The 23,533-nt window shown below is 66.8% G+C and carries 21 protein-coding genes; 5 read left to right on the forward strand and 16 right to left on the reverse strand.

The genetic code is table 11. From position 1 onward, the window contains the following. Positions 1–63: 63 nt before the first annotated feature. Positions 64–1,320, forward strand: a complete 1,257-nt coding sequence (locus OC373_RS05900; protein ID WP_261997254.1) for a 6-phosphofructokinase — start codon at positions 64–66, stop codon at positions 1,318–1,320. A 96-nt stretch (positions 1,321–1,416) separates the two neighbouring features. Here the strand turns inward: OC373_RS05900 and OC373_RS05905 are convergent, their stop codons facing one another. Further along, the gene (locus OC373_RS05905; protein ID WP_070425853.1) at positions 1,417–1,920 is read right to left on the reverse strand and encodes a hypothetical protein; all 504 of its coding nucleotides are present in this window, start codon (positions 1,918–1,920) and stop codon (positions 1,417–1,419) included. Positions 1,921–2,261: 341 nt separating this feature from the next. Between OC373_RS05905 and OC373_RS05910 the strand changes: the two genes are divergently transcribed. After that, entirely contained in the window at positions 2,262–4,289 is a 2,028-nt protein-coding gene (locus tag OC373_RS05910; protein WP_019183833.1) for a sodium-translocating pyrophosphatase, read from the forward strand. Positions 4,290–4,358: 69 nt separating this feature from the next. On the opposite strand, the gene OC373_RS05915 is transcribed toward OC373_RS05910, so the two are convergent. From OC373_RS05915 to OC373_RS05940, 6 genes are all read right to left on the reverse strand, one after another. Further along, positions 4,359–5,177 (reverse strand): DUF5694 domain-containing protein, encoded by an 819-nt coding sequence (locus tag OC373_RS05915; protein WP_261997255.1) that lies wholly within the window; start codon positions 5,175–5,177, stop codon positions 4,359–4,361. Between the two features lie 141 nt (positions 5,178–5,318). Next, complete coding sequence (locus OC373_RS05920) at positions 5,319–6,047, reverse strand: energy transducer TonB (RefSeq protein ID WP_070425855.1); 729 nt, start codon at positions 6,045–6,047, stop codon at positions 5,319–5,321. Further along, positions 6,044–6,469 carry a TonB system transport protein ExbD gene (exbD, locus tag OC373_RS05925; RefSeq protein ID WP_019183831.1) on the reverse strand — a complete coding sequence of 142 codons (426 nt, stop codon included), beginning with the start codon at positions 6,467–6,469 and terminating at the stop codon, positions 6,044–6,046. Before exbD ends, OC373_RS05920 begins: the two co-directional genes overlap by 4 nt. A 9-nt stretch (positions 6,470–6,478) precedes the next feature. Further along, on the reverse strand, positions 6,479–7,210 hold the full coding sequence (gene exbB, locus OC373_RS05930) for a tonB-system energizer ExbB (protein ID WP_261997256.1): 732 nt from the start codon (positions 7,208–7,210) through the stop codon (positions 6,479–6,481). 113 nt (positions 7,211–7,323) lie between these two features. Then, a complete protein-coding gene (locus OC373_RS05935) occupies positions 7,324–7,716 on the reverse strand; it encodes a YbaN family protein (protein WP_046274323.1) in 393 nt (130 codons plus the stop codon). A gap of 49 nt (positions 7,717–7,765) precedes the next feature. After that, complete coding sequence (locus tag OC373_RS05940; RefSeq protein WP_070425856.1) at positions 7,766–8,353, reverse strand: biliverdin-producing heme oxygenase; 588 nt, start codon at positions 8,351–8,353, stop codon at positions 7,766–7,768. A gap of 165 nt (positions 8,354–8,518) precedes the next feature. On the opposite strand from OC373_RS05940, the gene OC373_RS05945 reads away from it, so the two are divergent. Then, positions 8,519–8,776, forward strand: coding sequence for a DUF2789 domain-containing protein (locus OC373_RS05945; RefSeq protein WP_019183827.1), 258 nt, complete (start codon positions 8,519–8,521; stop codon positions 8,774–8,776). Positions 8,777–8,869: 93 nt separating this feature from the next. Here OC373_RS05945 and OC373_RS05950 read toward each other — a convergent pair whose 3' ends face one another. The 5 genes from OC373_RS05950 to OC373_RS05970 all read right to left on the reverse strand — a co-directional run bounded on the left by OC373_RS05950 (position 8,870) and on the right by OC373_RS05970 (position 14,667). Further along, positions 8,870–11,785 carry a TonB-dependent receptor gene (locus OC373_RS05950; protein WP_261997257.1) on the reverse strand — a complete coding sequence of 972 codons (2,916 nt, stop codon included), beginning with the start codon at positions 11,783–11,785 and terminating at the stop codon, positions 8,870–8,872. Between the two features lie 190 nt (positions 11,786–11,975). Continuing rightward, positions 11,976–12,920, reverse strand: coding sequence for a FecR domain-containing protein (locus tag OC373_RS05955; protein WP_261997258.1), 945 nt, complete (start codon positions 12,918–12,920; stop codon positions 11,976–11,978). Between the two features lie 135 nt (positions 12,921–13,055). Then, on the reverse strand, positions 13,056–13,556 hold the full coding sequence (locus OC373_RS05960) for a sigma-70 family RNA polymerase sigma factor (protein ID WP_046274129.1): 501 nt from the start codon (positions 13,554–13,556) through the stop codon (positions 13,056–13,058). 104 nt (positions 13,557–13,660) lie between these two features. Beyond that, entirely contained in the window at positions 13,661–14,137 is a 477-nt protein-coding gene (locus OC373_RS05965) for a hypothetical protein (RefSeq protein WP_261997259.1), read from the reverse strand. Further along, the gene (locus OC373_RS05970; RefSeq protein ID WP_261997260.1) at positions 14,134–14,667 is read right to left on the reverse strand and encodes a hypothetical protein; all 534 of its coding nucleotides are present in this window, start codon (positions 14,665–14,667) and stop codon (positions 14,134–14,136) included. Before OC373_RS05970 ends, OC373_RS05965 begins: the two co-directional genes overlap by 4 nt. Positions 14,668–14,893: 226 nt before the next feature. On the opposite strand from OC373_RS05970, the gene ppa reads away from it, so the two are divergent. Further along, on the forward strand, positions 14,894–15,430 hold the full coding sequence (gene ppa, locus OC373_RS05975; protein WP_019183821.1) for an inorganic diphosphatase: 537 nt from the start codon (positions 14,894–14,896) through the stop codon (positions 15,428–15,430). A 153-nt stretch (positions 15,431–15,583) separates the two neighbouring features. Continuing rightward, on the forward strand, positions 15,584–16,702 hold the full coding sequence (locus OC373_RS05980) for an HDOD domain-containing protein (RefSeq protein WP_070425860.1): 1,119 nt from the start codon (positions 15,584–15,586) through the stop codon (positions 16,700–16,702). A 56-nt stretch (positions 16,703–16,758) separates the two neighbouring features. Here OC373_RS05980 and OC373_RS05985 read toward each other — a convergent pair whose 3' ends face one another. From OC373_RS05985 to OC373_RS06000, 4 genes are all read right to left on the reverse strand, one after another. Continuing rightward, a complete protein-coding gene (locus tag OC373_RS05985; RefSeq protein ID WP_237393565.1) occupies positions 16,759–16,959 on the reverse strand; it encodes a hypothetical protein in 201 nt (66 codons plus the stop codon). A gap of 178 nt (positions 16,960–17,137) precedes the next feature. Further along, positions 17,138–19,996: a TonB-dependent receptor gene (locus tag OC373_RS05990; RefSeq protein ID WP_026069877.1), complete on the reverse strand. Its 2,859-nt coding sequence runs from the start codon at positions 19,994–19,996 to the stop codon at positions 17,138–17,140. Between the two features lie 69 nt (positions 19,997–20,065). Continuing rightward, the gene (locus OC373_RS05995) at positions 20,066–20,947 is read right to left on the reverse strand and encodes a helix-turn-helix transcriptional regulator (protein WP_019183817.1); all 882 of its coding nucleotides are present in this window, start codon (positions 20,945–20,947) and stop codon (positions 20,066–20,068) included. A gap of 113 nt (positions 20,948–21,060) precedes the next feature. Next, the gene (locus OC373_RS06000) at positions 21,061–23,400 is read right to left on the reverse strand and encodes a winged helix-turn-helix domain-containing protein (RefSeq protein ID WP_261997261.1); all 2,340 of its coding nucleotides are present in this window, start codon (positions 23,398–23,400) and stop codon (positions 21,061–21,063) included. Positions 23,401–23,533 lie beyond the last annotated feature (133 nt).

Genomic DNA, 23,533 nt, shown 5'->3' on the forward strand with positions numbered 1-23,533 from the left:
GCGCACTTTACCCCATACCGGTAATGTCTCTGCAATGTCCTTCCCCCAGACCAAGGTCGCACCATGCCCAACGGTACCCTGCTCTACGCCCAGTCAGGCGGCGTCACCGCCGTCATCAATGCCACGGCCTCGGCGGTCATCAGCACGGCAAGGGCCAAAGGAATCAAGGTCTTGGCCGCACGCAACGGCATTCTCGGCGCGCTCCGCGAGGACCTGATCGACACCTCGAAGGAAACCGCTGCCGCGATCGCCGCCCTCGCCCATACCCCCGGCGGCGCGTTCGGCTCGTGCCGCTACAAGCTCAAATCGCTGGAGGCCGACCGCGGCAGGTACGAGCGGCTGCTCCAGGTGCTGCGCGCGCACGATGTGCGCTGGTTCCTCTACAACGGCGGCAACGATTCGGCCGATACCGCCTGGAAGGTTTCCCAGCTGGCCAAGGCCTTCGACTACGACCTGACCTGCATCGGCGTGCCCAAGACCATCGACAACGATCTGGCCGTGACCGATACCTGCCCGGGCTTCGGCTCGGCGGCCAAGTACACGGCCGTCTCGGTGCGCGAAGCGGCGCTGGACGTGGCCGCGATGGCCGAGACCTCGACCAAGGTGTTCGTGTACGAAGCGATGGGCCGCCATGCCGGCTGGCTTGCGGCGGCCGCGGGCCTGGCCGGCCAGGGCGCCGATGACGCCCCGCACATCATCCTGCTGCCCGAGCGCGCCTACGACGAGGACGCGTTCCTGGCCAAAGTGAAACAGGTGGTCGAGCGCGTGGGTTACTGCGTGGTGGTGGCCTCCGAGGGCATCCAGACGGCCGATGGCCGTTTCGTCGCCGATGCGGGCGGTGGCACCGATTCGTTCGGGCATACCCAGCTCGGCGGCGTGGCCTCGCAGCTGGCGGCCCGGGTCAAGGATGGACTGGGCTACAAGGTCCACTGGACCCTGCCCGACTACCTGCAGCGCTCGGCGCGCCATCTGGCCTCCAAAACGGACTGGGAGCAGGCACAGGCGGTGGGCAAGGCGGCGGTGCAGTTCGCGTTGAAGGGCCAGAACGCGGTGATGCCGGTGATCGTGCGCACCAGCGATAAACCCTATCGCTGGAAAATCGAGGCCGCCCCGCTGCACAAGGTGGCCAACCACGAGAAGAAGATGCCGGCCGGCTTCATCCGCCGCGATGGCTTCGGCATCACCGACAAGGCCCGCGCCTATCTCGCCCCGCTGATCAAGGGGGAAGCCCCGTTGCCCTACGGGCCTGATGGGCTGCCGAAGTACGTGACGCTGAAGAACGTGGCAGTGAAGAAGAAGCTGCCTGCCTTCGAAGCATGAGCAATCCGTCGGTGCCGGCCGCTGGCCGGCACCGCGGTGTCCCCGGCAGCGTCCAGGAAGCCGGCCAGCGGTCGGCACTAGCGGTGCGTGGTCAGCTCAGTTGCAGGCCTTGCCCTCGACCTTCATCTGCGCGGCGAACATCGGCACCTGCGCGATCTTGCCGGCGGCGGCCTGCTTCTTGGCGTCTTCCAGGTAGATGCGCGACTGGCCCTGGCCATCGCGTTCGGGCGTGGTGGTGACCGGCATGCGCCACACGCGCACCACCGCCTGCTGGGCCGGGCAGCCCGCATTCGGCACACGGATCACATCATTGAGTTTCCAGCCCTTGGCCTCGCTGGGCTGCGCCTTGTCGTAGTCCACAAAGCGGGCGCGCGGCTGGCACTGCTCGCTGGTGCGGACCACGGCGAACTTGTACGGCTGCGCGGCCTCGCCCGTGAACACGCCTTCCAGCCGTGCACAGGCTTCGGGAATCTGGCGCAGGGTGTGGGCCGCGCCCACCGCCTGCGGGGTGCCCGCAGCGCGCTGCAGTTCGGGGGTCTCGGCGGCGAAAGAGGACACGGCGGGCAACAGGGCCAGCCACAACAGATGACGGGGGGACATGGCAGGACTCCAACGGCTGGGGATGGGCCGAGGCTGCCAGTGGGTGGCTGAACGGCGTGGCAAAGGCGGCCCGTCGTCCGGATCTGCGTGGTTGCCGGCCAGCGGCCGGCACTACACATCCCACTGACCGTTCGGCTGCACAGACTCAGTTTTTTAATCCTTGCTGGCTTGCATCGAGGATTTGCCCGCATACTCGGGCCACCAGGGATTGCTGAACACCGCCACACGCTTGACGACCGGGCACGGTCTGAACGGGTTGGTTCATGGTTGCAGCCCGTTGTGCCCCCGCGTGGAGAAGTTCATCCGTTCACTGGATGTCATTCCATCACCCGGGAGGGGACATGCTGGAACGTTATGGGCTTTCTCTGGCGCTGTTCTGCGCCATCCTCGCGATTCTCTACGGCATCGTGTCGGCACGCTGGATCCTCCGGCAGCCGGCTGGCAATGCGCGCATGCAGGAAATCGCCGCCGCCATCCAGGAAGGCGCGCGCGCCTACCTCAACCGCCAATACCTGACCATCGCCATCGCCGGTGCCGTGCTGTTCGTGCTGGTCGGCATCTTCCTCAGCTGGTACACCGCGATCGGCTTCGCGATCGGCGCCGTGCTCTCCGGCGCGGCCGGCTACATCGGCATGAACGTCTCCGTCCGCGCCAACGTGCGCACCGCCGAGGCGGCCCGCAACGGCCTGAGCGCGGCCATGGACGTGGCCTTCCGCGGCGGTGCGATCACCGGCATGCTGGTGGTCGGGCTGGGCCTGCTGGGCGTGGCCGGGTACTACGCGCTGCTGTTGAAGCTCGGGCTGGATGTCGCGCAGACGCTGCACGCGCTGGTCGGGCTGGCGTTCGGTTCGTCGCTGATCTCGATCTTCGCGCGGCTGGGCGGCGGCATCTTCACCAAGGGCGCCGACGTCGGCGCGGACCTGGTCGGCAAGGTCGAAGCCGGCATTCCCGAGGACGACCCGCGCAACCCGGCGGTGATCGCCGACAACGTGGGTGACAACGTCGGCGACTGCGCCGGCATGGCAGCGGACCTGTTCGAAACCTACGCCGTCACCGTGATCGCCACGATGCTGCTCGGCAACCTGATGATCGCCGAGGCCGGTGCCAATGCGGTGCTGTATCCCCTGGTGCTGGGCGGTGTCTCGATCATCGCCTCGATCGTGGGCGCGCTGTTCGTCAAAGTAAAACCGGGCGGCTCGATCATGGGCGCGCTGTACAAGGGCGTGATCGTATCCGGGGTGCTGGCGGCGATCGCGTTCTACCCGATCACCACGCAGTTGATGCCGGACAACGCGCATGGCGCGCTGAACCTGTATTTCTGCGCGTTGATCGGGCTGGTGCTGACCGGGTTGATCGTGTGGATCACCGAGTACTACACCGGCACCCAGTACAAACCGGTGCAGCACGTGGCGCAGGCCTCCACCACCGGGCATGGCACCAACATCATCGCTGGGCTCGGTGTCTCGATGAAGTCCACCGCCCTGCCGGTGATCGCGGTGTGCGTGGCGATCTGGCTGGCACACTATTTCGGCGGCCTGTACGGCATCGCCATCGCCGCCACGGCGATGCTCTCGATGGCCGGGATGATCGTCGCACTCGATGCCTACGGCCCGATCACCGACAACGCCGGCGGTATCGCCGAGATGGCCGAACTGCCGCCGGAGATCCGCGACATCACCGACCCGCTGGATGCGGTCGGCAACACCACAAAGGCGGTGACCAAGGGCTACGCCATCGGCTCAGCGGCCCTGGCCGCGCTGGTGCTGTTCGCTGATTACACGCACAACCTGCAGGCCGCCAATCCCGGCGAGACCTTCGCCTTCGATCTGTCCAACCATGAAGTGATCATCGGCCTGCTGATCGGTGGCCTGATCCCCTACCTGTTCGGTGCGATGGCGATGGAAGCGGTGGGTCGCGCGGCGGGTGCGGTGGTGGAGGAAGTGCGCCGCCAGTTCCGCGAAATTCCCGGGATCATGGAAGGCACCGGCAAACCGCAGTACGACCGCGCGGTGGACATGCTGACCCGCTCGGCGATCCGCGAAATGATCATCCCCTCGCTGTTGCCGGTCGCCGTGCCGGTGGTGGTCGGCCTGCTGCTCGGGCCGCGTGCGCTCGGTGGCCTGCTGATCGGCACCATCGTCACCGGTCTGTTCGTGGCGATCTCGATGACCACCGGCGGCGGCGCCTGGGACAACGCCAAGAAGTACATCGAAGATGGCCATTTCGGCGGCAAGGGCAGTGAGGCGCACAAGGCCGCGGTGACCGGCGATACCGTCGGTGATCCGTACAAGGACACGGCCGGCCCGGCGATCAACCCGCTCATCAAGATCATCAACATCGTGGCACTGCTGCTGGTGCCACTGCTCTGAGGCAGAACGGGCGCGCTGGCCTCGTTGGCCGGCGCGCCCAAGGGGTGCGTGCGTGCCGTGCAGTCAGTGCTATGCAACCGGGCTCGTGTCCACCAGCCATCTGGCAGGATCGTGGATACGGTAAAGGCCCGAATCCTCCGCCAACTGGCGAAGCAGGTTGCCATGCCCCGCTCCATAGATCACCAACACGCGATCACCGGCGCGGGTGGCACGCGCGATCGCATTGAAGATCATCAGGTTGCGTCCGTACCACGACTGCACCCAGTTGGCGCCGACCGGGTCTTCCGGCGTGCCCAGCAGGCCCAGACGGTAGTAGGTGGCGGCGTTCCAATGCAGCCACTGCGCGCCATTGAAGTGGCGCAGCGCCTCCGCCACGGTCCCGTTGTCGAGCAGCCGTTGATCCTCGTCGACCTGCGCCTTCACCATTGCCGTGAAGGCCGCGTACTGCGCCTGCTGGCCGTACGTCTCGACGGCGGCGGTGTAATCGATGCGCGCCTTGTCGGTGATGGGCCCCTGGCCGTTCCAGTCCACGGCGTACACCTTGCCAAGGTCCAGCGCGCAGGCGATACGAAAGCCGAGCTGTTCGGATTCGCTGCGCGACAGCGCGCGCTTGCCTGCACAGGAAGCGACGAAGTTCTCCTGGAGCGTAGCTTGTCGAGCCGAGTCGACCTCGACCATGATCTTGGTGGGTCGATAGCGTTCCAACAGCTGGGCGACGTCGGCTATTTCCTGTTGGCGCTTTTCGCCCAACACATCATCGGCCGTCATGTTCTGCAGATCACGGCCAGGATTGTTCATGTGGTAACTGCCAATCAGCAGGTAGTCGGCAATCGGACCGCCGTCAGTGCTCCGCGCGTGAGCGACGCCGCTCAGGAGGGCGGCAACCATGCAGAGGGATACGACGGTGGGCCTGCATGCCATACGAGGTGCTCCTCAGCTGTTGACCGGACGTACCGGTGTTGCTGGAGTGTTGCAACGCGATCACGGCATGCACGCGGGTCGAAAGTCACTGCGAGCGTGATGCACGCCTCAACGCCGCCGGATGAAGAACGTCACCGGTACCATCACCTCCACCGGATCACCGGCCACCTCGGCGGGCGGCGGCGGCAGCGGGCTGCCGCGGCGCACCGTGGCCAGGGTTTCCTCATCCAGCAGCGGATGGCCGCTGCTCTGGCCCAGGCGGATGTTGGAGGCGTTGCCCTGGCGGTCGACCGAGAAGCGCACATAGGCCACGCCCTGCTGGCGCAGGCGCTCGGCCTGGCGCGGATAGCGGCGGTACTGTTCCAGATGGCCGAGCAGCAGCCCCTGCCAGGTGACCGCCGCGTTGCCCTGGTGGCCGGCCACGGTCTGCGTGGCAGCGTAGCGTTCGGACGGGCGTGCGGAGACATCCGGCGGTGCCAGCGTCTGATCGACGTTGTGCGGGTCGGTCGGCTCCTCTTCGCGCGGCGTCTGCCGACGCAGCACGTCCTGCGCGTCCGGGGTGTCGGCCGGCGGCAGGTCGATCTTCGGCACCGGCGTGGGCTCGGGCCGATGCTGTTCGTGCTGCAGCGGCCCGGGCGGCATCTCCTTCGGTGGCGCGGATGGCGCCTCAGGCACCGGCGCCAGCTCCACCATCACCGCTTCCACGGGCGTGTCGCTGGCCAGCACCGGCGCACGGTGCTGCCACCACAGCGCGCCGCCGATCAGCGCGCCATGCACGGCCAACACGAGGGCCAGGCTGCCCACCCAGCGCAGCGTCGCGGCGGGGTCGCGGCTCATTCGCGGCGCTGCTCCAGCCCGACCAGCGCGATCCTGCGATACCCCGCCGTGCGCAGGGCATTCATGGTCTGCATCAGATCGCCATAGGGCACCGCCTGGTCGGCGCGCAGGTAGATGCGCTGCTCGTGGTCACCGGCGGTCAGCCGCTCCAGCGCAGCTTTCAGGCCATCACGGCCCACAGGCACGTCGTTGATGCTCAGTGACAGATCGGCCTGCACCGAGAGGAACACCGGTTCGCCATCGCGTGGCTGCGGCTGCGCAGTGCTGGCCGGCAGGTCCACCGGCGTGTCCACGGTGGCCAGCGGCGCGGCGACCATGAAGATGATCAGCAGCACCAGCATGACGTCGATGAAGGGCGTGACATTGATCTCGTGGCTTTCTTCCAGCGCGTCGTCGTCGTGGCGGGCGGTCTTGATGGGCATGGCCGGTCCTCAGCGCGCGTCGTGCACGGCCGGCGCCTTGCCAAGCCGGTCCAGATCGCGCGAGACCAGTTGCTGCACGCCCGCGGACAGATCCCCCAGCAGGCCGCGGATACCGGCCAGCACGCGGGTGAAGTGGTTGTAGATCACCACGGCGGGAATCGCCGCGACCAGGCCCAGTGCGGTGGCAAGCAGCGCCTCGGCGATGCCCGGTGCGACGACGGCAAGATTGGTGGTGTTGGCATGGGCGATGCCGATGAAACTGTTCATGATTCCCCAGACCGTGCCGAACAGGCCGACGAACGGCGCGATCGCGCCGATGCTGGCGAGCAGGCCCACGCCGGTGCGCAGCTGGCGCGCATGCGCCAGTTCGATGCGTTCCAGGCGCGACGCGACGCGCTCCTTGATCCCGACGGGATCATGCGCGTCATGCGAGAGGCGCAGCTCGGTGCGGGCGGCATCGATCAACGCATGCGCGACGCCCTCGTCCAGCAACGGCTGCGTCTGCGGCGCCGGCAGGTGCGCGGCCTGCAGCAGCAGCGCACGGGCCGCGCGCAACGTCGTGCGCTGCCGCGCCAGCTCCCAGGTCTTGGCGACCAGCACGGTCCAGGTGGCGATCGAGGCGAGCGCCAGCCCGATCATCACGGCCTGCACCACGCCATCGGCGGCCTGGTACATGCCCCAGGGAGTCAGGTCATGCGGCAGCGCCGCCACGGTGGCAGGAAGAGCGATGGGCAGGGTCATGGGCGGAGTCGTCGGTCAGGGCATCGCGGCGCGTGACAGGGCCGGAGGCAGGCAAAGGGGGGAGGAATATCGGGGGCGAAGCGGTGGAAATCAGTGCGGGGCGGACAGCACGTTCAGCGCTCCGACGGGCGATCCGGCGTGGCCGATGGCCGCGGCGCGGGCCGTGACAGCACATAGGCCGCGCTGGCGGCGAAGAACAGGCCGACGCCGAGCAGCAGCGGCCAGGACGGATGCGCGCCCCAGCAGAACATGACGAAGCCGAACGCCATGCCTGCGCCGGCAAAGGCCTTGCCCTTGCGGCTGATCGCGCCCTGCTCGCGCCACAGGCGCAGCGGTGGGCCGTAACGAGGATGCTCGAGCAGCCGACGCTCGAACTTCGGCGAGCTGCGCGCGAAGCAGCCGACGGCCAGGATCAGGAAGATGGTGGTCGGCATCACCGGCAGCAGGGCGCCGATGACGCCCAGCGCCACCATGATCCAGCCCAGGCCGAACCAGAGCCAGCGCATCACGGGTGGCCGTGGCGGTCCGGCACGGCGGAGCTGTGCCGAACGGTGCTCATGCGAATTCTTCCTCGACGTGACCGTGCACGCTGCGGAAAGCGGCATCGGCGGCATCGATCACCTGTTGTTCCTGCGCCTGGGTGAGCGCGACGCCGTCGAGCGCGGCGGTGAACGCGCGCCAATGGCGGGCCGCGCCATCGGGATGTGCGGCCAGGTGGCGCGCGCCGAAGTCACTGTCCAGGCCGAGCCTGGCGGCCATCTTGTACAACACGGTGCCCCCCAGGTTGGAGCCTTCGGCCACATACAGCCAGCCGAGCGCGGCCGGCAGCGGCAGGTCGCCATCCAGGCCGGTGGATGCCGACAGTGGCAGGGTCTGTTCCAGATCGGCCAGGTCGCGGGCGATCAGCGGCAGCCGGCGGCGCTCGTCCAGGTCGGGCAGCAGCGCGTCCAGCGCGGGGTTGCCATACAGCGCGTCGATGTCGCGGTGAAAGCGGAACTGCACGCGCACGAATTTCGCGAACAGGTCGCGGCTGGCGAAGATGTCGCCGGCCATGATGCGCTTGTCCAGCGCGCCGTGGCTGTCACGGGTGGCGGCCTTGAGGCGTTGGCTGCGGGTGGCTTGGGGAGTATCGATGACGATCATGGCACTGCTTGGATGGGGAAGTGGGGCGCGGTTCTCTGTTGAAGACGTCTGTCACGGCTGCAACCCCAAGCCCATTGTCGCGTGGGAAGCGTTGCGTCCGTCACATGCCACCGTCACGGCCTTGCCCCGATAATACGGGCCACGCCCTGCCACTGGAATGACACGATGATCACCACCGAACCGCGCATGACCAATCTGTTCCTGCAGCTCGGGCTGGAGGCCAGCGAGGAGGCGATCGCCGCCTTCATCCGCGACCACCAGCTCTCCAACGATATCCGCCTGATCGAAGCGCCGTACTGGAACGACGGGCAGCGCCAGTTCCTGACCGAGCAGCTGCGCTCGGATGCCGAGTGGGCGATCGTGGTCGATGAGCTCAGCGAAGCCCTGCACGCCGATGCGACCGCGCAGGCCAACGCCGGCTGAGCGATTACGGGCATCTGATGCCGGCCGGCCCCGGATGGGCAGGCTGGATGCACGACAGGGGCCGGCCATGCCGGCCCCTGTCGAGTCCAGATATCAGTAGCGGTAGGTCAGCGCCATCCGCACCGTCCGGCCCGGTGCGGGCATCACGCCCAGCGCCAGCGGATCGAGATAGTAGCGGTCGGTCAGGTTGTCTACGTTGAGGTCGACCGCGAACTGCTCGCTGGCCTGCCAGCTGGCGAACAGATCCACGATGGTCGCCGGGCGGTACAGCTGCTGGATCGCCGACAGGCCCACGTTCCATTCCTTGTCCAGCGTGCTGATCGGGCCGGCGTTGTGGATCACCCGGGTGCCGAAGCTCAGGCGCTGGTCGAACAGGCGCGAGCCCAGGGTCAGGTTGACGTTGTAGCGCGGCGGGTTCTGGGTGTTGCTGTAGGACCCTTCGAAGCCACCATCCACGCAGTCCGGCGTGTTCTTCAGTTCCTCGATCTTCCGCTGGATGCCGTAGGCACGACGCTCGGCGGCGATGTCCGGCGCGCAGGTCTTGGCCTGAATGTAGTAGTGCGCGGACAGATCGGCGAACACCATGCCGCTGTCATAGCTGGACTGGAACTCCACGCCGGAGACCTTGAAGCGGTCCACGTTGCGGATCAGCCCGGCCGACAGGGTGCGGTAGTCGCGGGTGATCAGATCAGCGATGCGCGTGTTGAAGTAGGCCAGCTTGAAGCCGGCGTGGTCGCCCTCGGTGAACAGGCTGTGGCGCACCGTGCTTGCACCCACTTCCCAGGTCCCTGCCCGTTCCGGCTTGAGCTCACCGGTCGGCTTGGCCGCGGTGAACAGGCCCAGCGTGGTCTCGAACAGGCTCGGCAGCTTCACGCCCTCGGCGTACTTCACGTACACCATCGTGTCTTCGTCGAAACGGTAGGCGACGCTGGCACTGGGCATGAAGGCGCTGTCGCGCCGACGGATCGGCTGCGACCAGGTCCAGCTGACCGGCACGCTCAGATCTTCGGCATCATCGGCGTCGTAGAAGTTCCAGCCGGTGATGTCAGCCACCGTGCCCTTCTCATACGGTGATGCCAGCAGCGAGGCTTCGGTGAACTGGCCGTTGGCATCCGGATACCAGTTGAGCATGGCGATGCGCTTGGCGCGCCATGCCGGCAGAGCGGGGTTGCCGTCCAGCAGCTGGGTGTAGCGGTACTGACCGATCACCCCGTACGTTTCCGGCGTGGCCAGGCGATTGCGGTCGTGCACGTTGACGCGGTTGTAGCGGCCACCGACCACCACTTCCCAATGCTCGTCCGGCTGCCATTTGACCGAGGCCACCGCGCTGTATTCCTTGCGCTCGGCGTTGCGCAGGAAGCGGTTGTTGACCAGGTCGTCGTGCATGACCGGCGAGTGCGGGCCCGGGCCGACATCCTCGTCGCTGAAGGACAGGCCGTAGTCCAGCGTGAACAACCCGGCGCGACCGTCCAGATGCGTGGTGTTGCCCACATCGAAACCGAGCCGGGTCTGGGTCAGCTCATTGCGGTAGGCATCCTTGTAGCCCGGGTCGGTGTTGAACGAGGGGCCGTCGTACCACTCGGTGCGGCGATCGAAGTACCACGGGGTGATGCCGGTCAGGCCGTTGTACATCAGGCTGTCGGCATCGGTGTACCAGAGGTTGGCCTTCAGATCGATCCGCTCGTTGTCCGGGTTGAAGCGGTAGCGCAGGTTGTAGGCATCCATGTCGACATGGCCCGGGTCCCACTGCGGCACGCGGTCGCGGTCCACGCGGATGATCTGCGAGGCCATGATCTCGCCGGCGGTGCCTTCATAACGGCGGTAGCCCGCTTCCAGCGTCTGGTCATCGTCGATGCGCCAGGTGCCTTTGAGCAGGAAGGACTCCGAGCGCGAGGAGGTGTTGAACACCTCGGTATCCGGCGGATTCAACGGTGCCAGCGTGCGCCGGGTCTGTGGGAAGTCGTCGTAGCCGTGCTTGCCCGAGAAGTAGTTGCCGTTCTCCCGCCATGCGTAGGCGGCGACCAGGTCGAAGCGATCCCAATGCTTGGCGGTGGCGATGTTGAAGAACTGGCTGCCCAGCGCGCTGCGGTCGGTGCGCGGTGCGGCGTCGTAGGCGGGCACGTTGTTGGCGCTGGCATTGGCCATGCCGGTGCGCACGCGCAGCCCGGCGTCACGGCCATCGCGCAGCACGTCCTCGATCTTCAGCGTTTCCATCTCCACCACGCCGCCGATGCCGCCGGAGGCATTGACGCCCAGGCTCGGCCCCTTGGTGATGGTGATGTTGGAGATCAGGTCCGGATCCAGATAGGTGCGTTGCGACTGGCCTGCGTAACCCCGGTAGGTATCCATGGTCGACTGCCCGCCGTCGATGATCACCGGAATGCGGCTCTGGCCCTGGATGCCGCGGATGTTCACGTCCAGCGCGTTGGCGGTGCGCGGATCGCCGGCGGTCACACCGGCCACGCCCTTGACGATGTCCGAGGTGGAGGTGCCGCGAAAGCGCTCGATGGTGGTGCGGTCGATGTAGGCGCTGGAACCGGCGGTACGGTACACGTCCAGCGCGCGCTCGGCGTCGCTGCCGCCCTCGATGCGATCACCTGCCACGCTGAGCGCATCGGTGACGATCAGGCCGTCGTCGTTGCCGGCCACCCGTGCGCGCTCCAGCGTTACCGCTTCCGGCCCGACCTGGCGCATGTTCAACCCACTGCCCTGCAGCAGGCGCAGCAAGGCCGACGGTGCATCCATCTGCCCGGCCACCGCCGTGGAGGTCAGGCCTTCGGCCAGTGTTGCCGGATAGGCGACCTGGACACCGGATTGCCGCATGTAGGTGCGCAGCGCGTCGGCCAGCGGCTGGGCGGGAATGTCGAAACGCAGCGTGGCCGCAGCGGAGGCCGGGCTGGACTGGGCCAGGGCCGGCAGTGCCGGCGCGGTGGCCAGGCCGGCGCTGAGCAGGGCGATGCAGAGACGTGACGGGCGCAGGCGATGCCCCGCGCGGGTGGAAGTACGCATGAAAAAACCTGTCGAAAGATCAGTGCCGCAGAGGCGGGTCATCCGCACGCAGGTGCGGATGCAGCGGACGTACGTGGCGGCGGCGGGTACGTTATGCCGGGTAAGACGAACGAACAGGTCGCTGCCCCAAGACCAATGCGCCGCCCCCGACTGGACGCACGCCACGCCGCCTCCGCAGCAGGCCGCCGCGCTACGGGTGGGTGGCCGGCGCCACGATCGCCACGCCCATCGGCAGGCGGGTCACGCTCAACCCGGCGCTGACCGCCAGGGCGTCCAGGGCCTGCTCCGGCCGGTCGATGCGGAAGGCCGCATTGATCGCGGGCAGACTGGCCAGATCCCCGCGCACGAAGGTGGGCCCGGACCGATAGCGCGCGATGCGCCGCACCGCCTCTTCCACCCCGGTTGCGTCGAGCAGCAGTTCGCCCTCACGCCAGTCCGCGATCCTGTCCAGCGCGACGTCTTCCTGCCGTGTGACCCGCCCACCCGGTGCGAAGCGCGCACGCTGGCCCGCGTCCAGATAGGTCCAGCCACCCCGATCGGCCGCTGCGACCCGGACCCGGCCCTGCGCCACGACGGTGTCCACGTGGTCGCCTTCGCGTGCGACCGCGAACGCCGTTGAAATGTCCTCGATCACCCCGCCCTGCGCATCCACCTGGAATGGGCGCGCCGCGTCGGGTGTCACCTGGAACCACGCTTGGCCGCGCAGCAGCGCGATGCGCCGCACCTGCCCGTCGTAGCGGATGGCGATGGCGCTGTCGGCGTCAAGCACGGCGCGGCTGCCATCGGGAAGCACCACGGAGTGGATGGCCGTGCCGCTGCGGTGATCGGCCTGCAGCCGCAACCAGGCCTCCGGCGCCACCCAGGCCAACGCCAGCAAGGCGGCCGTGGCCGCGCCAACGGCGGGCCAGCGCAGGCGGCGCGGCGGCCGGCTGGCCACCACCGCCGGGGCCGGTTGCGGCCCGAGACTGCGCCACAGCTGGCGTTCGTATTCGAAGGTGCGCCGGTTGTCCGGCTCGGCCAGCCACTGCTCGAAGGCCTGCATCTGCCCGGGCTCGACCGCACCGGAGGCCAGCCAGGCAATCCAGGCGCGGGCCTGGACGGCAGCAGGGTCGGACGGTGGCAAGGGTCGGGACATCGGAGGCTGTTCGTGCGGGCTCATGGCTGGCAGATGGGTGCGCAGGCGCGCGCGGACGAAGAAGAGGCCGGAAGGGTCGGCATTATGATCAAGACGGATGGGAAACGGGCTTCCCCAAGCCCGGATGCGTGCCGCTCAGCGCCCGCTGCGCGCCCAGGCCAGGCGCTGCAAGGCGCTGCGCACGTGGTTTTCGACGGTCGTCACCGACACGCCCTGGCGCTTGGCGACCTCGACCTGGGTCATGCCCTGCAGGCGGTTGAGGCGGAAGATCGTGCGGGTCGGCTCGGGAAGATGTTCGGCCGCCGCCAGCACGCGCTGCAGTTCGTCCTGCGCCATCGCCTGCTCTTCGGTGGAGAGCACCTCGTCCGGCCCCCACAGGTAATGCTCGGCCAACAGGCGCGTGCGTCGCGTGCGCTCACGGCCGTGGTCGGTGGCCAGATTCGCCGCCAGCCGATACAGGTACGCCCGGGGGTTGCTGATCGGCTGGCCGCCGTCGACACCCCGGGCCTTGAACCAGATTGACTGGATCACATCCTCCGCGCCGCCATCACTGCCCAGAATGCGCTGCACCAGGCGCAGCAGCGCCGGGCGTTCGCGTATCAACAGCTCGGTGAGAGTGGTGGCGTTGGAGGACATGGGCCAGTGCACAAAGCGGGACCGCAGGGAGACGGCAATCCGTAAGGCGCGGCATGTTACTCCGCAAATGAGAATGAGTCACGTTTGGCCATGCCTCATGCCGGTCACAGGCATCCGGTCAGCCCTTCGTAGAGATTGGTCGTGGTGCCGGGCAGCCGCACGTGCAGTGGATCGTCCTGTTCCAGGGCCTGGAGCAGTATCGGCAGGGGCGTCCTGGCGGCCAGCGGGACGGGGCAGGCCCAGCTGCGCGCATCGACGATGATCCGCCCGCTCGATCCATCCACCTGCGCGGTGCTGCCGGTGAACGTCCATACGCACTCCTCCACGCCGCCATCGGCGGCGTTGACCGAACAGCGGAAACGCAGTGACTGCAGGTTGTGATACTCCCCTTCGCAGAAGGTATCGCCGCAGACCTCATCGAAGCCGCGGACCAGTCGCGTTTCCAGCGCGAGGAAGCGCTCCCGGCCGGTGGCCGGGGTCGGATAGCTGCGCGCATCGATGAAGGTCTCCGCAGTGGCGCCCCCTGCCGGGAAGCTGGCGGCTGCAAGTACAAGCGCGACGCTCGCGAGGAAGCGGTTCATGGGTGTCTCCTGTGGGACGCGGCAAGCGAACCGCCTTCGCCGAGGCAGCCGAGAAGCGCGTCATGGACCGACCGGCCGGTACCCGGCAGCGGCAGGATCAACGCGTCACGACGCCCCAGGGCGGCATGCAGGGCCTCCACCGGCGTGTGCGGGGCCAGTGGCACGGCGCACGCCCAGGTGCGGTTGTCGGGCATGACCTTGCCGGTGACGGCGTCCACCTCCAGGTTGCCGGCCGCAATGACCAGCGCGCATTCCGTCACGGTGCCCGTGGCCGCGTGCACCGAACAGCGGAACTGCAGCAGGACATGGTTGGCATGCGTTCCCTGGCAATACGTGGCGCCGCACAGGTCATGAAACTCCCGCATCAAATGGCCCTGGAGGGCGTAGAAACGGTCCCAGTTCGCCTCCTTGTAAGGAAAGTCGACCAGGTCCACGTACGGTCTGGACGAGGCATGGGCCGCGGCGGCCGGGGCCACCAGGCAGAGTGCCGCCGCCATCGAAAGGCCGGCCATCGGGGTCATCTTGGGCATCGCCAGGCTCGGAGTGGGTTCCACGCCATGATCGCCAGCGGCGCCGGCCCCGGCCATCAGGCCTCAACCGAGCGCCGTGTCGGGATGAAAGGGGCAGCTGTGTGGCGATTCTTCCCTGCCTGGCGGACCGATTCGGCGCCCCGGCGGCCAGGCCGCTGCACGTTGGCCGGCAAAGGCATAAAATGGCGGACTTTGCGCCCTACCCCCTCTCAGCTGGAGCACACCCATGGGTCTGGAACTCGTTTCGCCGGGCAAGAACCCGCCGGAAGAAATCAACGTCATCATCGAGATCCCGAAGGATTCCGAGCCGGTGAAGTACGAAGTGGACAAGGAAACCGGCGCGATCTTCGTCGACCGCATCCTCTCCACCCCGATGCGCTACCCCTGCAACTACGGCTACGTGCCGAGCACCCTGTGCGGCGACGGCGATCCGGCCGACGTGCTGGTGGTGCTGCCGCTGCCGCTGGTCCCGGGCTCGGTGGTGCGTTGCCGTCCGGTCGGCGTGCTCAAGATGAGCGATGAGGCCGGCAGCGACGAAAAGATCCTGGCCGTGCCGATCTCCAAGGTCTTCAGTGGCTATGCCCACGTGGAAGACATCGAGCAGGTGTCCAGCCACTGGCTGGAGCGCATCGGCCACTTCTTCGAGCATTACAAGGACCTGGAAAAGGGCAAGTGGGTCAAGCTCGATGGCTGGGGCGGCGCCGCCGAAGCCAAGAAGATCCTGGTCGAAGCGCACCAGCGCTACCTCGGCAACATCGCCTGAGACTGACCGGCATCGCTCCGGCACCGCCTGCCGGAGCGATGTGCATCACGTTTTTCCAATGCGGCACATCACTATTCGTGCCGGATTGGGTACATTGCGTCTCTTCACACCGTCCACGGTGCGTTTCACCGTGGTCAGCCAGGGGACCGTGTCGTGCGCATTCTGCTTGTTGGGGACGAAGCCAGCCTGTCGGCTGAGCTGTTGGAATTCATTGCCGATCTTGGGGAAGAGTGGCAACCGCTGACCGCCGCCGATGGCCAGAGCGCCATGGGCATCGTTGCCGGCTCGCCGGTGGATGCGGTGATCGTGTGCCCGCAGTTGCCCGATCTCAACGCCACCACGCTGCTCGGCCAGATCCGCACGCTGCGCCCTGAGACCATCCGCATCGCACTGGTGGATGCCGAGCACGGCAACCGCCCGCCGCCGGCGCGCCTGATCGGTGTCGCCCACCGCTTCCTGCCGATGCCGCTGGCCCCGGAAGTGCTGCTCGAAGCGCTGACCAGCCTGGAAGAGCTGCGCGAACTGCTCGACAGCGCGCGCCTGCGCAGTGCCATCGGCCGGATCGAGAAGCTGCCCTCGCCACCGCACCTGTATCTGTCCCTCACCCAGGCGCTGGAACACGACGACGACACCAATACCGCCGACGTGGCCAAGCTGGTCGCGGCCGACCCGGCCATCGCGGCCAAGGTGCTGCAGTTGTCCAACTCGGCGTTCTTCAACAGCGGCCGGATCATTTCCGACCTGCGCACCGCCGTGACCCGACTGGGACTGTCGACCCTGCGCGACCTGGTGCTGGCCAGCGAAGTGTTCTCGGCCCAACCGCTGTCCGGTGCCGAGCGCAACTCGCTGCAGCAGCGCGCACTGCTGGCCTCGCGCCTGGCCGCCAAACTGCTGCCCGATTCCAGCGCCGAACTGGGCGCCACCGCGGCCCTGCTGGCCGACATCGGCCTGCTGCTGCCGGGCGTGCGCAACGAGCGCACCCCGGAAGACGTGGCCGACAATCGCCCCGGCCATGCCGAGGCGGGCGCCTACCTGCTGGGGCTGTGGGGCCTGCCGATGCCGATCATCGAAGCCGTGGCGTTTCACCTGCAGCCGCATCGCTCCACCACCCGCAGCTTCTGGGTGACCGGTGCGGTCCACGTGGCCCTGGCGCTGATCAACGGCGACCCGGTCGACGAGGAGTATCTGCAGCGGGCCGGCGTGCTCAACAAGCTCCCGCAGTGGCGCGATCACGCCAACGCACTGATGGGGCTGGTGGCCAGCGACGCCTGAGTGTACGGCGGAGCATGCTCAAAGGATGGCGCGCCCCGTGGCGCGCCATCGTCGTTTCAGCGCTGCGGACAGGCGTCCAGCACGCACAGGCGCCACAGGCGCTCGCACATGGCGGCCGAGCCACCGTCGGCGAGGCATTCGATGCGGACGTCTTCGCAGTAGCGCCCTCCCGCGCAGATGATCAGGCCGGGCGACGCACTGGCCGCGGTCGCCAGGGAGGCAAGCAGTACAGCGGAAATCTTCTGAGCGAGCGTCATTTTCATATCGATCTCTCAATCGTCCACGATTGGACCGATTGACAGTATCAACCGCATTTCCGCTCGAATTGTGAGGCGGATCACCTTTCGCTGAAACTCAGACTTTCCCTACCCCACAACGCAAGGAGGGCGGACCTTGCGGCCCGCCCTCCTTTTTTTACGCCATTGCTTCGATGGATCAGAAGCGCTGGGTGTACTTCAGGTAGTAGAACCGACCGATGTCGAAGCCGCCGTAGTAGGAGAAGCTCGAGTTCGGCTGGCTGTACATCACCGGGCCTTCGTGGTTGAACACGTTGTTCGCGCCAGCCGAGATGGTGGCATCCCACGGGGTGTTGTAACGCACCTGCAGGTCATGGAACGTGTTCGAGCCGGTGTTGCGCACCGGGATCGCCAGCGTGTAGGCCGAGGAGTAGCTCGGGTTGTTGCACTCCGGACCGCCTTCGCGATCGTAGGCGCACTCTTCCTTCAGACCGGAGTAGTAACGCATGCCCCAGTTGACGCCGAAGTTGCCCAGGCTCCAATCGATGTTCAGGTTGGAACGGACGCGGAAGTTGCCGCCCCAGTCGCCCGTGCCCCAGCCGGTGTGCTGCTCGACGGCGGTTTCAGCTTCGTTGTCGCGCTTGTACTCGAGGTAGTCCACATAGGTGGTCTTCCAGTCGATGACGATGTTGCCGAAGGACAGTTCCGGCAGACGGTAACGGATACCCAGGTCGTAACCTGCGGTTTCCTGGTAGCCGCCGTTGATCAGCGTACGGGTCACGTCGACGACCTGGCCCGAATCGGTGTCACGGGTGACACGGTCACAGGCGTTGGCGTTGTTCAGCACGTAGCACTGGTTGAGGATCGAGGTGACCGACTCGGCCGCGATGACGTTGTCGATGCGGATCTTCCACCAGTCCAGGCTGACGTCCAGGCCCTGCACGAAGTTCGGGCTGTACACCAGGCCGACGGTCCAGGTCTTGGAAGTTTCCGGCAGCAGGCCGTCATTGGAACCGGACAGGTACGGGTAGTTCGACTGTGCGCCCGGGCCGGTGGCATCGATGCCACCGGACGCTTCCTGACGGAAGTTGGCCGGCACGGCGCCGCCGCAACGGGCAGCGACGTCGGGGTTGCGCACGGCAGCACCGAAGAAGGTGTCGCACGGGTCGGTGTACTTGTCGAAGCTCTGCGAGGTGCCACCGTACAGGTTGGCAACGGTCGGCGCACGGAAGCCGGTGGCATAGGTGCCACGGACCAGCAGGTCGTCGATCGGCTTCCACTTCAGGCCGAACTTGGAGTTCACCGTGTCGCCGAAGGTGTTGTAGTCCGAGTAACGGCCGGCCATATCGACCGACAGTTCCTTGGCGAACGGCAGATCGGCGAGGATCGGCACGTTCAGTTCCAGGTAGAACTCGTCCAGCTTGTAGCCACCGGCGGTCGGCGCACCGGCCAGGTCGGTGCTCAGGCCCGACTGCAGCAGTGCATCCGGGTTGTACTCGGCGTCTTCTTCGCGGTGCTCGTAGCCGGTCGCGAAGGACAGGTCACCGGCCGGCAGGGTCACGATGGCGCCGCTCAGGTTGGCGCTGTAGACCTTGCTGGTGGTCAGCGAGGTATCGTGGGTCGGCAGGAACAGGTACTTCTGCAGGTCCGGGTTGGACAGCGAACCGTCCGCGGTGGAGCCGTACGGCAGCAGCGGGTTCCACGGGGTGCAGCCGGCGATCGGAGCAGCGGCGGTACCGCACTGGGCGATACCGTTGGCATCCAGGTACGACGGGCCCACGGCATTCTTCACGTTCGGAATGAACAGGTTGCCGGTGCCGGTCTTGACGCCCTTGTTGCGGTTGTAGACGTAGCCCACATCCCAGTCGAAGTACTTGTCGGCGAACTCGAACGAGCCTTCCAGACCACCGCTGAAGCGGAAGGTGTTGAGCTCGGACTTGGTCTGGCGCGGCACTTCCCACGTACGACGCATGAAATCAACGTCGGTATCGAGCGGGTTGAAGACGCTGTCGCCGGACATCTGGGTGTCGTAGGCGGCCGAACGGTACGGGTAGCCGGCGATCTGCTGCAGCGCTTCGCGTTCGGTGTACAGGACGCTGGCGGTACCGCGGATGTTGTCGGTGAAGTCGAACTGACCGTTGGAGAAGACCGAACGACGCTTGATGCCGGTCGACAGGTACATCTGCTGCGACGGGTTGGACAGATCGGCGTTGCCCAGCTCGTGGTAGTCGCCGAAGTTGTTCGAGGCGCCGCCCGGGTTCAGGACGTAGTTGCCATCATCGGTAACCAGCACGCCCTTTTCGGTGATCGCGCTCCAGCCGTTGGTGTCGTCGTCGGTCGGAACCGGATGACGATAGCCGTTGGCAGAGGCGCTGTAGCGACGGTTCTTGGCCAGAACCGGCTCTTCTTCGCTGTACTCGGCGCCAAGGGTGATCGAACCGCGATCGCCGGTCTGGCCGTAGACGAAGTTGTAGGTGGTCTTGTCGCCGTCGCCCTGGCCGTACTGGCCCTTGTAGACGCTGGCTTCCAGGCCGTCGAAATTCTTGCGGGTGATGATGTTCACCACGCCGGCGATCGCGTCGGAACCGTAGATCGCCGAGGCGCCGTCGGTCAGCACTTCGATGCGCTCCACGACCGAGGTCGGGATCGAGGCCAGGTCGGTGTAGCCGCCGGAGCTGACGCCCATGCGCTTGCCGTCGAGCAGCACCAGGGTGCGCTCCGGACCGAGGTTGCGCAGGTCGACGTACTGGCCGCCGACTTCTTCGCCCGAGGACAGCGCATCGGCGCGGCTGATCGCCGGCGAGCCGGTGGCCGACAGGTTCTGCACGATGTCGGCGACGCTGGTGAAGCCCTGCTTCTCGATGTCGGCGCGCTGCAGCGCGATCACCGGCTGCGCGGTTTCAGTGCTGGCCTGACGGATACGCGAACCGGTGACCTGGATGCGGTCCAGGTCGGTCGTGCCGCTTGCTTCCTGAGCCGAAGCAAAGGCCGGCGTCAGGGCAAGCGCAATGCCGGCGGGCAGAAGGCCCAGCCGCACTGCGGGAGTACGAAAATTCATTTATCTCTCCGAGGTACGTTAGTAGCGTGTTAAAAACGCCTCGGAAAGTTACGATTGCGTTGCAGTGAATTATTTGCGGGAGACAACCGAAGACTTTGCCGAATCTGGCGAGAGATTCGCACCGGCCTCACGATAGCGTGACGCAGACAACCCGAAGCGGGCCCGAAACGCCCGTGCGAAGCTGCAGCAGTTGTCAAATCCGCTGGCGGCCGCCACTTCGCCCACCATCATGTCCGTATCGCGCAGCAGATCGGCGGCCCGCTCCAGGCGCAGGCGCGCGGACAGCGATTGCGGACTCTCGGCATACAGGCTCTGGAACGTCTTGGACAGGTACCAGCTGGAGAAGTTGGTCAGCTCGGCCAGCTCCCCGATGCGCACCACCCGGTGGCTGTTGCCCTCCAGGTACAGGCGCGCGCGCTGCATGCGTCCAAACACCTGGCGCTTGCGGCTGCGGGAGCGGCCCGGGCAACGCTGCACGCCGGTCGCCATGCCCTGCTGCAGGGCCGCCAGGTGCAACAGCACCGGGCGCAGCGCCTGGGTCGGGTGGCCGCTGGCCAGCACATCACGCCACAGGCGCAGGGCGACACGGGCATCGCTGCGGCTCATGCTGCCGCGGCCGGCGTAGAGGCTGCAGTCGGTAAGCTCACCCAGCGCGCGCAGTGCGTCCGGGGCCAGGCTCAGGCCGATGCACAGGCCATCGCGACCGGCCTGGACCATCGGGCGGGATTCCTTTTCGAAGGCGATCCACTCACGCTGGCGCAGCCGGAAGCGCCCCTCTTTGGATTCCACCCATGCGCTGCCGCGCAGCTGGATCCACACCGTGAAGGTCGTGCCAGGGCTCTGCAGGCTGCCCAGGCGGGCCACGCCCAGGCAGGTTGGCAGGGGACCGTCATCGACGACCTTGTCCAGAGAGAGCGCTTGACCGCGATCGGCCAGGGAGAGCTGACGCATGACGACACCGTGAGTTTGCCTTTGCTGGCCTGCAGTGTTGCCAAATCAGGCCACTGCCTCAGGAAGTCCTGGCGAGATTGATCCGAATTCGAGGCGAGAACCTTACGAAGAACTTACGAAGGGTCTTTCGTCTTGAAAATCATGGACTTGACGAAGCCGGGGAACAGCGACGGGACGCGTTCGGGAAGCGACATCACGCCAATGTCCGTGCCGTCGGCCACGGCCAGCGCCAGGTACAGCGCTTCGCCGCCCGGGCCCGCGCTGAATCCATTGCTGGCACTCAGCCGCTGTGCGTCCAGGCAGTGCTCCTGGTCGGCGACCGGCTGTGCGATGCGCGTGAACACGGTCGCGCAATCGGCACGGTTGGACAGGTAGTCGATGCTGCCCTGCGCCGATACGGTCCAGGTGCGATAGCGCCAGCGCGTGGGCCGGTCTTCACTGATCTGGCGGATGCTGCCCGGCGTCAGGGCGGCATCGGCCTGCCACAGCCCCCCGGCCGAGAGGCGGGTGAACAGCACACGTTCGCCGGCGATGTCATAGCGTGCCTGCGAGACGCCCTCGATGCTGCCGAGCAGGCGCCATGGCGTCACGCTGCGATCGAACAGGGACAAGCGCATGCGTTCGTCACGGTCGCGCTCCACCACCAGCAACTGCTGCCCATCCCTGCCGTACAGCGCCTGCAGCGGCTGCCGTACCGGCACGGGCAGGCGCACGGTCTGCTCATCGCGCGGAGACACCTCATAGATGCCGGGGTTGGCATGTTCATCGCGGCCCAGCACCAGTACGCGTTTACCGTCGTGCGACCAGTCGGAGGACTGGCGTGCCTCAGGCCGCAGCCCTTCGATCGGACGCAGCGAATCCGGCCGCTGCATGTCGGCCCACCACAGCGCGTAGCTGCCCGAACGGTCCGACGAAAACACGATCTGCTGGCCATCCGGCGACACCATCGGCTGCGCATCGCGTCCACTGGAGGGGAACAAGCGCTCCGGTGCGCCCAGCCCCCCGGCCGTCACCGGAACCCGGAACAGGCCGAACTGCGGGCGGCGGTGCACGAAGGCGAGCATGTCGCCGGTGCGCGAAACGGTCGGCGACTGCGCATCGTCCAGGCCGACATCACGCAGCACGCGGGTGTCGGTGTCCAGTTCATACAGGCGCGATTCGCTGTCGACGCGGCGGCCGAACACGAGGTGGCGGCTGTCGCTGCGCCAGGCCCAGCCACGGATCTCCGCCGAATCGTCGGTCAGCTGCTCCGGGGTGCCTCCTTCGGCAGGCATCCGCCACAGATCGCCGATCTGGGGATTGCGGACGAACACGATCCAGCGACCGTCCGGCGAATAGCGTGGCGCGTATTCGAAGTTGTCACGGCCGAGATCGTAATCAAGCGACTGCCATCGTCCGCTGGCGATATCCAGGGTGCGGATACCGCGCTGCGCATACCGGCCGGACAGCGAGCCGAACACCAGACCCCGCCCATCGGGCGTCCAATCGAAGCTGAGCAGTTCGGTACCGTCGCACCGGGTGACATGGCGCACTGCGCCGCCGGTCGCGCTGGCGATCAGCACTTCGCAACTCTCGGCAGGGCCGAACCGGGCGAACGCAATCTCACGACCGTCGGGCGACCAGCTCGGGAACCGGTCGGACATTCCCTTGGGAGGGTCGACCAACAGGCGTGCAGGCGTATTGCCGGAGGTCTGCACTTTGATGACGCTGCCCGGGCGGCTGGGCACATCGGCCTCATAGGCGATCTGCGATCCATCCGGGGACAATGTGGGATACGTCTCGAACCCTGCCGTTGCGGTGATCAGCCGGTAAGGCCGCTGCGGGCTGCCGATCACCCGCGTGCCATCTTCCACCGCCGCGTCCACCGCCGAGGCGGGCGGATCGCGCTGCATCAGCATTCCCGCCATCACCAGCAGCGCCACCAGCATCGCCATGCCGACCGCCACCACCGCATAGCGACGCAGGCGACGCCGACGGCGTTTGATCGGGTCCAGCTCGGTCAGCACCGGCGGCAATGCCGCAGGCACTTCCGCCACGGTGAGCACGCTTGCGGTCGGCTGCTGGAGGTCAGGCTCGATCAGCAGCGCGGGCGCGGCATCCTCGACCACGCTGACGGCCACCAGAAGCCGGTAACCGGTCTTGGCGATGGTTTCGATATAGGGCGAGGCCGCGTCATCATCGCTGGCGAACGCTTTGCGCAGCTGGGTCACCGCCTGGGTCAGCACGTCGTTGGTCGGCAGGGTATCGGGCCAGACCTCCGCGAACAGTTCATCCCGGGTCACGACCGCCCCCGGCGATCGCAGCAGCATCCTGAGCACGCCCAGCGCCTTGGGTGTGAGCCGACGTGGGCGACGCATGCCTTCGCTCATCACTTCCCGCGAGGAGAAAGTGACGATGAAGTCGCCGATTCGAATCACATCGGCGGAGGGGCGCTCACTGTCGTTGCTGATCATCCAGAACACGTGGAAATGCAAAAAAACCACTGGAATTCACGCGATCGTCACAATCAATACAGCCAGACGAACCGCCAGATTCCGCACACGCCATCGGCGCAAACCGCAAAAACACCAAGGCGCGCGAATACTA

It is taken from the genome of Stenotrophomonas sp. Ste96 (assembly GCF_024519495.1).
Classification (GTDB): Bacteria; Pseudomonadota; Gammaproteobacteria; order Xanthomonadales; family Xanthomonadaceae; genus Stenotrophomonas; species Stenotrophomonas bentonitica_A.

Bases quoted from the DNA above. Each gene is read 5' to 3' on its own strand.
- OC373_RS05910 (WP_019183833.1), top strand. From the start codon at position 2,262: ATGCTGGAACGTTATGGGCTTTCTCTGGCGCTGTTCTGCGCCATCCTC.
- OC373_RS05995 (WP_019183817.1), bottom strand. From the start codon at position 20,947: ATGCGTCAGCTCTCCCTGGCCGATCGCGGTCAAGCGCTCTCTCTGGAC.
- ppa (WP_019183821.1), top strand. From the start codon at position 14,894: ATGGGTCTGGAACTCGTTTCGCCGGGCAAGAACCCGCCGGAAGAAATC.
- OC373_RS05960 (WP_046274129.1), bottom strand. From the start codon at position 13,556: ATGTCCTCCAACGCCACCACTCTCACCGAGCTGTTGATACGCGAACGC.
- OC373_RS05905 (WP_070425853.1), bottom strand. From the start codon at position 1,920: ATGTCCCCCCGTCATCTGTTGTGGCTGGCCCTGTTGCCCGCCGTGTCC.
- OC373_RS05900 (WP_261997254.1), top strand. From the start codon at position 64: ATGCCCAACGGTACCCTGCTCTACGCCCAGTCAGGCGGCGTCACCGCC.
- OC373_RS05990 (WP_026069877.1), bottom strand. From the start codon at position 19,996: ATGAATTTTCGTACTCCCGCAGTGCGGCTGGGCCTTCTGCCCGCCGGC.
- exbB (WP_261997256.1), bottom strand. From the start codon at position 7,210: ATGACCCTGCCCATCGCTCTTCCTGCCACCGTGGCGGCGCTGCCGCAT.
- OC373_RS05940 (WP_070425856.1), bottom strand. From the start codon at position 8,353: ATGATCGTCATCGATACTCCCCAAGCCACCCGCAGCCAACGCCTCAAG.
- OC373_RS05950 (WP_261997257.1), bottom strand. From the start codon at position 11,785: ATGCGTACTTCCACCCGCGCGGGGCATCGCCTGCGCCCGTCACGTCTC.
- OC373_RS05935 (WP_046274323.1), bottom strand. From the start codon at position 7,716: ATGCGCTGGCTCTGGTTCGGCCTGGGCTGGATCATGGTGGCGCTGGGC.
- exbD (WP_019183831.1), bottom strand. From the start codon at position 6,469: ATGCCCATCAAGACCGCCCGCCACGACGACGACGCGCTGGAAGAAAGC.
- OC373_RS05985 (WP_237393565.1), bottom strand. From the start codon at position 16,959: ATGACGCTCGCTCAGAAGATTTCCGCTGTACTGCTTGCCTCCCTGGCG.
- OC373_RS05970 (WP_261997260.1), bottom strand. From the start codon at position 14,667: ATGCCCAAGATGACCCCGATGGCCGGCCTTTCGATGGCGGCGGCACTC.
- OC373_RS05965 (WP_261997259.1), bottom strand. From the start codon at position 14,137: ATGAACCGCTTCCTCGCGAGCGTCGCGCTTGTACTTGCAGCCGCCAGC.
- OC373_RS05920 (WP_070425855.1), bottom strand. From the start codon at position 6,047: ATGAGCCGCGACCCCGCCGCGACGCTGCGCTGGGTGGGCAGCCTGGCC.
- OC373_RS05945 (WP_019183827.1), top strand. From the start codon at position 8,519: ATGATCACCACCGAACCGCGCATGACCAATCTGTTCCTGCAGCTCGGG.
- OC373_RS05915 (WP_261997255.1), bottom strand. From the start codon at position 5,177: ATGGTTGCCGCCCTCCTGAGCGGCGTCGCTCACGCGCGGAGCACTGAC.
- OC373_RS06000 (WP_261997261.1), bottom strand. From the start codon at position 23,400: ATGATCAGCAACGACAGTGAGCGCCCCTCCGCCGATGTGATTCGAATC.
- OC373_RS05955 (WP_261997258.1), bottom strand. From the start codon at position 12,920: ATGTCCCGACCCTTGCCACCGTCCGACCCTGCTGCCGTCCAGGCCCGC.